A 10827-nucleotide genomic window follows, 5' to 3' on the forward strand; every position below is an offset into this window, starting at 1 on the left:
CTCACCCGACGATGACCAGCCGATCCTGCTCCTCGTCGCGAAGCACCCGGATCGGCTGCCCCTCTATCGGGAACGTCCAGGGAACCGTATTGAGTTCCCGTGTCCGGTAGGTCTTCGGATCCATCAGCCCCACAACGCCCGGCTGCGTGAAGACGACGAGCGCGGACTCGGCCTCGCGCACGTTCCCGAGGAGGCGCTCGACCTCGTCCTCGGTGAGCGTCCGGGCAACGCCGGCCGCGAGATCGAAGACCCGGAGGCGCTGCCCGTCGATCTCGCGCACCTCGAAGTAGTTGCCGCGGGATACCACCACGTCGCCTTTCTGGTAGAACGGCAGCCGGATGGAGTAGGTGACCCGGTAGAGCGCTTTTCCTTCCTTCTCGCCGACCAGCTTCGGGTGGGTCGTGAACCGCCCGCCGAGCGCCCCCGTGATCGCCCTCGCGATATCCTGGCCGAGGTGCTGCGTCCCGACGGTGATATCGACGCCGTCCTTTGCGTCCTCGAGATCCGATATGAACGAGAACCGGTCGCCCGACTGCTGGAGCGACTCTTCGACCTGCTGTGCAAGGCTCGCGGCGACCTCGCGCTCGTAGGCGTTGATCTTCCTGCCCGTAGCCCGCACCTGGACGATCCCCTCGTAGTAGCCCCCGGAGATGCGGCTGCACCGGTCGCAGGACTCCTTCTGCCAGCGGATCTCGGTACTGCAGGTCTCCCGGACCGGGACACCATACAGGCTCGCCTCCACTTCGACGGTGCAGGCCGTCCTGTTCGACGCGATATCTTCTGACCGGACGGTTATCCGGATATCCTTCGCATCCTCGTGGATGCTGACCGCCGATACCGCCAGTTCGGTGATGCGGTCAACGTGGGGCATCTGCAGGTCGGACCAGGTCTTGCCGCGTTTCTGCGACTCGCAGACCGGACAGTAGACGGTGGTCACGTGAGGCTCGCAGGTCAGCAACCGCACATCCGCCGCCCGGCACTCCGGGCAGAATCCTTCCTCGCTCGGCTTCCCGCAACGGGGGCAGATGCTCGTCTGGATGGTCATGGTTCAGATCCTGAATATCTGGGCATGCGGCACGTCGCCGATCATGATGCAGTCGTTCTCCGAGATGAGCCCCATGGCGACGGCGAGGGCTACGACGCGTTTGCCGATGATATTGGCGTTCTCCGCGCCCGCGAGCGCCCCCCGGACGTCCTCTTCGCCGGCACGCTCGGTGCCGTAGAATCCTCCGGTGATGCAGACCTCAATATCTCCGTGCATCAGGGTGGCGTCCATGAGTTCGGCGTCGCAGGCAGCCACCACCTCACCGGCGCCCGGTATGCGGTGCACTTTTAAGTACATCACATACCGTTTGACGGGAGTCGTCAAAAAGGTGCGCAGTTCCGTCAAGGGAGCGCGATATCCACGCCGTAGGTGCGCGACGGCGTCTCGGCGTGGATGCGCCAGGCGTCCTCTTCGGCGATGAGCCCCTCTTCCAGGTACCGGCGCGTGAACCGCGGCACCGACTTCGGCCCGATGACCGCGCCGGGCCGGGAGTTCTCGTCCATGTAGTCGCTCTCCATCGTGAACCGCCGGCCCGACCGGGCGAGCGCGGGGATATCCTCGTGCCGCGCGATGAAGGAGGGCATGAGGGGCGTATCGGGCGTCGCGAAATGCTTGACGACCCGCTCGACCGGGATACCGGCCCGCCGTGCCATATCGACGACGTCGGTGCAGGGCCCGCTCTCGGCGTGGAGCTGGACGGCGCAGCCGCAGTCGGCCCCGAGTTCGAGCGCGTGGAAGAGGACCGCGTTCGAGGCCGCAAGCACCTCCGGCGCGACCTCGTAGTGGGGCCGGCCGCTCTTGAGGGCGACGGCCCGCCCTTCCCCGACGTAGCGGGCGGCGAGGTCAAGCCCGGCCGTCATCACGCCGGCGGCCGCTTCAAGGCTCATCCTCTCCGTGAGGCGGTTCATCTCCGCCGGGTGGACGCCGAGGACCGGGTAGACGATAAGCCCGGTCTCCCGGACCATCTCCGCCACATGGAGCGTTCTATCAAAGACCTCCCGGTAATCCTCGCCCGACGACGGCTCGACCCCAAGCGACCAGGAGGGTTTCGCGACCAGGAAGATGTGCGTCCCCCCGCTGCGGCGAAAGTCCTTCGCGGCCTCTACCCCCCGGCCGTTTGCCGGGTCGATGTGGATATGGTCGTCAGTGATCGGTATCGCGGGGAGTTTCATGGAACTCGACGATCTCCATCATGGGGTAGTCGTCCTCGAGGTGCAGCCGGGCGCGGCAGACGGTTGCGCCGACCGTTGTCGTGATAGCGGCGTCGAACATCCGCCCGGCAAGTTCCGAGTAGCCGAACCGGTTCGAGACCATCATGTCGCGGTTCAGCCGGACGGTGATGCCGGTCACGTAAGGCTGGAGCCCGACGGCCTGCTCGATGGCGGCCTCGACGGTCGCGGCGGTCTCGCGGGCGATGGGCGTCCCGACGAACTGGTGGTAGAGGGCGCCGAGTTTGATACCGGCTTCGAAGGCCGCTCTCTCGCGGTCGGTGATCATGGTTAGTAGGTTTGTGGGTATGGAAGTAAGAAGGTGCGCCCCGGGGGGGTGAGAAAGAAGGGGTTCTGTTTTACACGCGCTCATAAACACGCAGGAACTCTTCTCGAGAGATACCTGCCTGCGTGCAGATGGTTCGGAGGGTCGGGCCTTTGATTTTGGGGTGATTCGGCATCGTGAGCGGCGTCGTTGTGCCGTCCGAATTGCTGCGGATGTGGGCATCCCAAAACACCTTCGCCGGGAGGGGGACACCCCCTCCCGGTCCCACCCCCGCGTGGCGATATCCAGTGGAAAGCCGTTTCACCCTTCTTGCATCAAATATGGTTCAGATGGCAGAACCCTTAGGGGAAAGTGTTTCGATATGGGTATACTGGAGGTTCATAGATCTTTTTATGGCAACCTTGATTAGTGCGATATGGTTGCCCGTCCTGACAACCTGAAAACCGAGCGCTTCCAGCGTTTTCAGCACCTTCCGCTGGGGCGCATCGTGTGGGAACTTCATCTATACGGCAACTTCGGCGACGAAGGTCTCCATGATGTCATTGTTCTCGAACGCATCGTTCCCGAAGGTCTCTATGTGAAACTGTATGGCAGATTTCACCTCGGTAAGCGCCTCTTCGTAAGGTTGTCCCCCTCTGCAACGACGACACCCTTCAGACCCAGAGGGTAGGCGACATAGCTGTCCGGGTGTTTCTCGACGATGATTTTTAAGGTCTTCATGGACTCATCTCCCCTCTATCCTGTCCGGGCAGGCACCAGGTTCATTATACACCACCCCCATCCCCGGAGTCCGGGCGGCGGAGGGAGATGACCACCCGGAGAACTGCGTAGAAGACGGCGGCGACCAGCACGCACTCGAGGTAGAACCCGAGGAGCAGGAACGCAGAGAACGCCAGATCGTGTGCGAATGTACCTTCGGCGAACGGCAGTGCGTTCATGAAGGCGTCGAAGAGCCACCCGAAGATCGGCAGCCTGTCCGCGAGCAGCGGGGGCTCGCCTCTCCAGCGGTGTGGGGTTATGAACAGGGGGAATACCAGCGGGGTCATCGCTGCGGCGGTGACGAGCATTGTCTGGATTTTTCCGTGAAATGAGAGGACGCCTGCAACGAGCGGGAACGGTGTCGCGGCTCCGGCAACCGCAAGGATCATGATCACCAGAAAGAAGGTGAGGAGGGCGTAGAGCGGTGCTGGCCCCGGATGGCCCGAGGCAATGCTGAAGACCCCTGCCCAGACGATCCACGCGATGACCGCGACGAGCGGCGGGATTACGAACCGCAGCCGGCTTTGGGAGAGGTGCTCGTAGAGGCGGTGGATACCTGAGGTGTTTATGCAGCCCATTTGCAATCTCCTGTTGTTAACGTGCGTCTGATTTCATTCTGAAGCGTTACAGAGCCTGCTCTCCTCTTTGATGGTCCTCTGCAATTGATTTCGCTGTACAGTGTTTCTCGGAGCCGTAATAACTGCTTGCAGAGATGGTTCATCTCCCCTCCATGATATCCGCCGATTAACAGGCGATCGACCGCGCCACCCGGAGCAATTCGTCGCGGTCAAGCGACCCGCGCACCTGATACGTAGCGTTCCCGGCCGCCGTCCAGACGATCAGGTGTTCTTCTTCGGTTTCGTAGATCCGTCCCATATACTCCCTGATATCAACGGGTTTTGGTTCTCTGTTAACGATCGGATCTTTCGCATAGGGGTCATACCCGTAGTTGCTCCAGGAGATCTCGAGCAGCGTCATATCGGTAGTCCACGATGCGTTCTGCATTGTATCGTTGCGTGCGTAGCGCAGGGTCTCGCCGACCGTTGTGTAGTGGCCGTAGGACTCGTTCCAGGCAGTGGCTATCAGGAGGCCGTAGAGGGTATACTCCCCGGGGATGTATGACGGCGGAGAGAAACTCGTGTATTCGGCGGGCTCCTCCCATTCCTCAATCCTGATGAAGGCTGAATCACGGAGTGATGGTGCATTATCGGGGGGAAGTTCGGTTATGGGTGACGGCGTAACCTCTGCGGGATCGGTGGTCACGGGCTCGATGCACCCCGCTGTGAGGAGAATAAAAAAGAATATTACCATGGTGTAGTGAGGCTTCACGTGATTTTTCCTCCTGTAACATCCCCAGAGGCAAACGAGGTTCAACCTTAAGCACATGGAATGCGAACCATGCTCTCGCCTGAGAGTAGTGGGGGATTCATCCGACCTTGGAGGGGTGGATGAACCTCCGCCGTTCTGCGAACGCGTTTTGGGCATCCGTACAAGGAGATAGACCCGGGCTTATATAGCATTTCTCTCACAATCATCTACACGACTTTCAACTGTTTGCAAAAGCAGGGCGAACGATTCTGCTCCGGGGGCCGGGGACAGGAGGGAAAGACCGTTCTCACGGCGAAGCGGATCCGGCAGGGTACGCTATTCTCCGGCAACCAGGCACTCGTACGACACCTCTGACCTGCCAGTGGCGGCGATGTGATCGTGAATACCCCAATGGCTTTTGTTCTGCGAAGAACCTGACCCGGATCGTCGTAAGCGCGGTGAACCAGAGGTAGTTTTGATCAAAACCGGCGGATTCAATCAATGCTGCGGAATGTCGTACGGTATTACAATTAAGTATACGTCTGCTGGATAGGTTAAGGTATGAGACTGCGTGTAGTGCTCGAACCCAGTGAGGAAGGGGGATATACGGTCTATGTACCAAGCCTTCCCGGCTGTATCAGCGAGGGCGATACGAGGGAAGAGGCATTGGAAAATATCAGGGAAGCTATCGAGCTGTATCTCGAAGTCGTTGAGGATGATCTCGTTTGTAGTGAAACAGCCGAGCAGGTTGAGATTGCCGTATGAGCAAGGTGCCGGTTCTTAATTATGACAGGATCGTGATCGCTCTTCAAAGAGGTGGATGGGTTGTCGTCCGGACGCATGGCAGTCACATCCGCCTGCATAAGCGCCTGCCGGATAGAATACTCAAACTGACAGTCCCCATGCATAAGCCGATCAAGCGCTCAACGCTGTCACACATTTTAAAACAGGCCGAGCTGACGGTCGAAGAGTTAAACGATCTGCTCTAGGCCGGCGCATGTGAACGTCAACTCTGGCGGGCTACGTTGACCGACATTCTAGTTCCACCGGATCGGGCATCCCCCCGGAAGAGCCCGGCCTGTCCTCCATGAATAAAGGGTTGACCCTCCCCCTCACCCGATCAGCTTCACCAGCCCGTGCCGGGGTTCGAGCACCTCGCCGCCGCGCTTGAGCTGCTCGAGGGTGTGCTCGACCTTGTCGCGGGAGAATCCCTGCTGCACCAGAATCTCGATCACCTCGTCGACCCGCGCCTGGCCGCCGGAGTCGCCCGAGACGTTCCGGATCGTCTCCTTCACCGAGCGGATGATGTCGCGCTGCGACTTCGTGACCCCGGTCACGAGCTTGTCGATATCGAAACTCCCGCTCTCTGCGTCGTAGGCCACCTGCCGGAGACAGGCATCCACGATCTTTAATATCCGGTCGGTATCCTCCGTATCGACGGTGTTCGAGAGCCGCATCCTCGCGCTCGCCTCCGCAAGCCGGACCAGCGCCTCGAGCTGCCGGGCGGTGACCGGGACGGGCTTGTTCCCGCTCGCGAGGTTCCGCAGGCGCATGTAGTAGGCGATCAGCGCCTCCTTCGCCCCGTCGGAGAGGATGGGGAAGCACGTCCGTTTCGCGTAGGCGATGTACTTCCGTAAGAGTGTCGGGTCGATGTCAGGGATGACCGGCGCAAGCGCCCGTTCGATGTACTCGTCGTCGACATCGGGCAGCGGCTCGTACGCGTGCTGCTTGATCAACTCGCCCACGCTGTGGGTCTTGATGATGTGTTGCGCAATCGCCCCGTCGCGCTCGGCCTCCGGCTGATCGGTCATCACGAAGATGAGGTCGAACCGGGAGAGGAGCGACGGCGGCATGTTGATCTGCTCGCCGATCGGAACGAACTGGTCGAACCGCCCGAGTTTCGGGTTAGCGGCGCCGAGGAGGGCGCACCGGGACTTCAGGGTCGCGGTGATGCCGGCTTTTGCGACCGAGATCGAGTTGCCACACCAGACCGGGATGCCGTTTCGCCGCACGTAGAGGGTGTGGTTCGGGACCTCAAGGCAGTAGATCGTGCCCTTATACGGGCGCTTCTCGATATGCTGCTTTCCGTTTGTGTTGATGTTCGGCTCGTTCTGGCCGTCGCGGATGAACGTCACCTGGAAGACGTCGTGGGTCACGGTCGAGGTCCCGCCCCGCGGGTTGGATACGACCTCCCCGGCCTCCCGCAATCGATAGGTGTTCCCCGACCACCCCTTCTTCAGCAGGAGCTCGGTGACGTCGTCGACGAGCTTCTTCGAAGAGGTCGTGTATATCGAGACTCCGGTCGTTTTGTTGACGTAGCCGTCCCCGAGCATGAGCGCGTCGAGGAGTATCCCGATCTGCTCCGGGGGTAGGCTCTTCGCGTAGCCGGGGACGTACTTCTCGTGGCATTTGCCGAACGGCGTAAGATGTTCTGCGAGTTGCTTTGCGTTGATCGCGAAGTTCTTCCCATCGTAGGAGAACCGGAACGGCAGCCGTTCGAGACACTGCCGGATCGTTTCGGCAGACTCAGGGTTCGTCTGCGATATGATCACGCGGTAAGGAACCCCCGTCTGGTAGTGGCACTGAACCGACCCTTCCGAGAGGAAGTAGCCCAGGAACTCAAGCCAGTCGTCCATCCCGACCGTGACAGGATCGGTAAGTTTTCCTTCCGAGTTCTGGTTCGCGAACTTGACGACGGGCGGAATCTCGTAGGTCTCCTGCCGTTCCCCCGTCCATACGGCGTTCTTCTTGAACCGCATCCTCTTGTGGATGGGGATCTCGTCCATGCGGACGAGCCGGAACCCCTCCCACTCGTCGGCGCGCCGGTTCAGGTTGACGTACATCCGGTGGTTCGGCGTGACCGCGAGGTCGACCTGCCGTGATCTGACGTAGTACAACTCCCCGTCATACTCCGACGCCACGAAGTTCGACGGCGATGCGTACTCCAGCCTGCCGTCGGGAGAGAGCGTCGCGACACGATCGTCCGCGGTCACGTCGCGGAAGAATTTCCACCCGCTCTCCGTGAGGACCTCCGTCTTGTCGTCGTAGCACTGCTGCTCCATCGCCTCATGGAGTGCGCTCCGGTCCTCCTTTGCCATCTTGTCCATCTCGTCGACGGCGGCGATCCCCATATCCGCGAGGACCAGCGCACCGGCTTCGAGCGTCCACCGCCCGTCGCCGAACTCGTCCTTGACCGCCGTCGCCGTCAACCCGGCGGAGGTCGACGACTTGCCGCTCGTGTAGATCCCGCGGGGCGAGAGTTTCACGACGTACCGCAAGATCTGACTCTTTGCGATACCCGGGTCGCCGACCAGGAGGACGTGGACGTCGCCGCGGAGGCGGGAGCCGTCCGGCATATCTTTCGCGATCCCGCCGAAGAGCTGGAGCGCGATCGCCTCCTTCACGTCGTCGGTGCCGTAGATCGTCGGCGCGATCGACCGGGCGATCTTCTTGTAGATCATCGGGTCGCGGGCGAGCGCCATGATCTTCGTCTCGTCCTCCTCGGTGATCGAGACCTCCTCGAACTCCTTCTCGGCAACCTCGATGGAGTTGCACTCGAGGTAGATGTCAAAGAGCGTGCTCTTCTGGCCGTAGTTGATCCTCTGCACCGACCGGAGGATGCCGTTCACCACCACCCGGTCGCCCGGCGAGACCATCCCGGTAAGGTCGTCGGTGACGTCGATATCGAGCGTCTGGGGCTGTTCCCCGCCCCGAAGGCCTTCCGGGGACTCCTGGATCCGGAGTTTCTGGGCGTCGACGAACCTGCACCGGTTCATGACGAGATCGAGACGGGTCTTCCTCTCGCAGTTCGGACAGAAGTCGGGCTCGTCGAACCGCCCGTAGCCCTGGGGTACCGGGTCGGTGTTCTTGTCGCAGGAGCGGCACCGGAAGACCGCGGTGACGATCCGGGGGCGGACCTCCGTGGTCTTTCGGAGGATCCCCTCGATGGCGACGAAGGTGTTGATCTGGTCCGCCCGGATGTCGCGGACGTTCGTCTTCTGCGGCAGGTTCGTGAACCGGATGTTGACGAGATCCGGGTCCTGGCCATCCTTCAGTTTGAGGAGTTTGTTCTGGACGATCGCGTCCTTGATATCCCCGATGACCTTCCCCGGACTCCTCAGGAGTTCAAATGCCAACCTGTTGTTCAGGATCTTGCGGTAGTCGATGATGAGTGAGTGGTTGTGCGGGTACTCGCGGGAGAGTTCGGCAAGCTCGCGCTTGTACTGTTTCTTCAGAAACTTCGTCCACTCACCGACGTTATCGGTGACTTCGACGGTTATCTCTTCGGTCAAGACGGAGTCCTCAGCGGTGCTGCTCTGCGGCGAGGACGAACCGCGCGAGCAGCGCCTCCATCTGGATATCGCTGCTCGCCCCTTCCGAGAGGCGGAAATCGGTCTCACCGAGGGCGTCGATCAGTTTCACTTTGAGCGTCCGGTCAATATCGCGCTGGACCAGCGCCCGGTAGCACTGGTTGATCAGCTCGTTCGGGGCGATGCCGCGGCCGCGGGTCAGATCGGAGAGCGCTTGCTCCGCCTCGTCGAACTTCCCCGCTATCGAGAGGTCGAGGAGTTCATCGATCTCGTCCGGGCGGGCGGTCGCGGTGATCGCGTAGACCGTCTCCTCGTCGATATCCTTCCGGACGATCGCGGCACCCTGCAGGGCGTTGATCGCCTTCCTCATATCCCCCGAGGCGACGTAGACGATGGCGTCGAGCGCACCCTGTGTGACCGTGAGGCCTTCGGCCGCGGCAATCCTCCTGGTCTCCTCGATGACCGCCTCCCGGTCAAGCGGCCTGAACCGGTAGATGGCGCACCGGCTCTGGATGGGGTCGATGATCTTCGAGGAGTAGTTGCACGAGAGGATGAACCGGCAGGTTCGGGCGTAGGTCTCCATCGTCCGCCGGAGAGCTGCCTGCGCGTCCGTGGTGAGCGCGTCCGCCTCATCCAGGAAGAGGATCTTGAACGTCGCGCCGGCAAGCGGCGACGTCCGGGCAAACTCCTTGATCTGGTTCCGGACGACGTCGATTCCCCGTTCGTCGGAGGCGTTCATCTCCCGGAAGTTCATCTGCCAGGAGTCGCCGAAGAACTCCCGGGCGAGCGCCACGGCGGCGGTGGTCTTGCCGATCCCTGCGCTGCCCGTAAAAAGGAGGTGCGGCAGGTTTCCGGTCTTCACGTAGGACTGGAGGCGTACCACGATCTCCTTCTGCCCGACCATCTCGTCGAGCCTTTTGGGCCGATACTTCTCTATCCAGATGGTGTGGTTGCCGTCCATTTGCATAGGTGTTGGTGCTCGTCCATCGTAAAAGGATCGTCATCCGTTCCGGTGATCCTTTTTAGAGGGTTGAGGGCGAACAGGTAGGTACCGAAACGCTATGGAACTGCCGGTGGTTCGCGTGGAGATCCGCAAGGTCCTCCCGCACCGGCATATCCTCGCTCCCTTCCTCGAACGGACGGATGTATGGAACCTGTAGAGCGGGTATTTGCGCAGGACTTCTCCGCCGCGCGGCACACGGCGGACTCGGGCGACGGTCGGGGCGGCCCGTACGTGGTGACGCCGGGTGCCGCCTGGTGCCGCCGCCTCTTCATCGTCGGCGCCCTTACCGAGAAGAGGGGAAGCGGCGACGTCATGCAGGCCCGGCTTGCCGATCCGACCGGCGCGTTCCAGGTCTCGGTCGACTGGCAGAGCCCGGACGCGGTCGAGACGCTCGGCTACGTGGAACCGCCCGCGTTCGTCGCCGTCACCGGCCGGGCGACGCTGACCGGAACCGGTGAGAGGGCATGCGCGACGGTGGAGGCCGAGGCGCTCTCTGTGGTGACCCGCACCGCCCGCGACCTCTGGGTGCTATCGACCGCCGGCGCGACGCTTGATAGGCTTGAAGCGCTCCGGGACGGCGGCGACGAACAGGCCTCGGCCGCCCGCCGCCTCTACGGGACCACGGACGAGGATATCCGTGGGATGGCCGCGATGGTGCGCACGGCGCTTGCAACCGTCCGCCCGGATATCGCCGTCGGCGAGATCGCACCCCTCGCCGCCCCCGACCTCCTCCTCGATGCCCTCGAAGGGGAGGGCGGCGCCCGGGGCGTCGGGTTTGAGGACGCCGTCGCCGCCGGGGTGCGGGCGGGCCTCTCCGCCCGGGAGGCCCGCGCCGCGCTCGAGGAACTCCTCGCCGCAGGTGAGTGTTACCAGCCCGCATCGGGCATGATAAAACTGATCTGACACGA

At 62.0% G+C, this 10827-nt stretch carries 12 protein-coding genes; 3 read left to right on the forward strand and 9 right to left on the reverse strand.

The window, feature by feature from the left end:
- Position 1: 1 nt before the first annotated feature.
- The 7 genes from MchiMG62_RS07310 to MchiMG62_RS07340 form a co-directional block, all read right to left on the reverse strand.
- The gene (locus MchiMG62_RS07310; protein ID WP_221056396.1) at positions 2-1045 is read right to left on the reverse strand and encodes a 60S ribosomal export protein NMD3; all 1044 of its coding nucleotides are present in this window, start codon (positions 1043-1045) and stop codon (positions 2-4) included.
- 3 nt (positions 1046-1048) lie between these two features.
- Complete coding sequence (locus MchiMG62_RS07315; RefSeq protein WP_221056397.1) at positions 1049-1342, reverse strand: DUF424 domain-containing protein; 294 nt, start codon at positions 1340-1342, stop codon at positions 1049-1051.
- Between the two features lie 44 nt (positions 1343-1386).
- Positions 1387-2217 (reverse strand): TatD family hydrolase, encoded by an 831-nt coding sequence (locus MchiMG62_RS07320; protein WP_221056398.1) that lies wholly within the window; start codon positions 2215-2217, stop codon positions 1387-1389.
- Positions 2189-2542: a dihydroneopterin aldolase family protein gene (locus MchiMG62_RS07325; RefSeq protein WP_221056399.1), complete on the reverse strand. Its 354-nt coding sequence runs from the start codon at positions 2540-2542 to the stop codon at positions 2189-2191. Before MchiMG62_RS07325 ends, MchiMG62_RS07320 begins: the two co-directional genes overlap by 29 nt.
- A gap of 594 nt (positions 2543-3136) precedes the next feature.
- Complete coding sequence (locus MchiMG62_RS13310) at positions 3137-3259, reverse strand: hypothetical protein (protein WP_280636145.1); 123 nt, start codon at positions 3257-3259, stop codon at positions 3137-3139.
- 44 nt (positions 3260-3303) lie between these two features.
- On the reverse strand, positions 3304-3876 hold the full coding sequence (locus MchiMG62_RS07335) for a hypothetical protein (protein ID WP_221056400.1): 573 nt from the start codon (positions 3874-3876) through the stop codon (positions 3304-3306).
- 166 nt (positions 3877-4042) lie between these two features.
- Positions 4043-4609, reverse strand: a complete 567-nt coding sequence (locus tag MchiMG62_RS07340; RefSeq protein WP_221056401.1) for a DUF4367 domain-containing protein — start codon at positions 4607-4609, stop codon at positions 4043-4045.
- 558 nt (positions 4610-5167) lie between these two features.
- Here MchiMG62_RS07340 and MchiMG62_RS07345 point away from each other — a divergent pair.
- Positions 5168-5371 carry a type II toxin-antitoxin system HicB family antitoxin gene (locus MchiMG62_RS07345; protein WP_221056402.1) on the forward strand — a complete coding sequence of 68 codons (204 nt, stop codon included), beginning with the start codon at positions 5168-5170 and terminating at the stop codon, positions 5369-5371.
- The gene (locus MchiMG62_RS07350; protein ID WP_221056403.1) at positions 5368-5595 is read left to right on the forward strand and encodes a type II toxin-antitoxin system HicA family toxin; all 228 of its coding nucleotides are present in this window, start codon (positions 5368-5370) and stop codon (positions 5593-5595) included. Before MchiMG62_RS07345 ends, MchiMG62_RS07350 begins: the two co-directional genes overlap by 4 nt.
- A gap of 123 nt (positions 5596-5718) precedes the next feature.
- On the opposite strand, the gene MchiMG62_RS07355 is transcribed toward MchiMG62_RS07350, so the two are convergent.
- Positions 5719-8898: an LAGLIDADG family homing endonuclease gene (locus MchiMG62_RS07355; RefSeq protein ID WP_221056404.1), complete on the reverse strand. Its 3180-nt coding sequence runs from the start codon at positions 8896-8898 to the stop codon at positions 5719-5721.
- A 10-nt stretch (positions 8899-8908) separates the two neighbouring features.
- Positions 8909-9877 (reverse strand): replication factor C small subunit, encoded by a 969-nt coding sequence (locus MchiMG62_RS07360; RefSeq protein WP_221056405.1) that lies wholly within the window; start codon positions 9875-9877, stop codon positions 8909-8911.
- 186 nt (positions 9878-10063) lie between these two features.
- On the opposite strand from MchiMG62_RS07360, the gene MchiMG62_RS07365 reads away from it, so the two are divergent.
- On the forward strand, positions 10064-10822 hold the full coding sequence (locus MchiMG62_RS07365) for a hypothetical protein (protein WP_221056406.1): 759 nt from the start codon (positions 10064-10066) through the stop codon (positions 10820-10822).
- Positions 10823-10827 lie beyond the last annotated feature (5 nt).

The organism is Methanoculleus chikugoensis (assembly GCF_019669965.1).
Classification (GTDB): domain Archaea; phylum Halobacteriota; class Methanomicrobia; order Methanomicrobiales; family Methanoculleaceae; genus Methanoculleus; species Methanoculleus chikugoensis.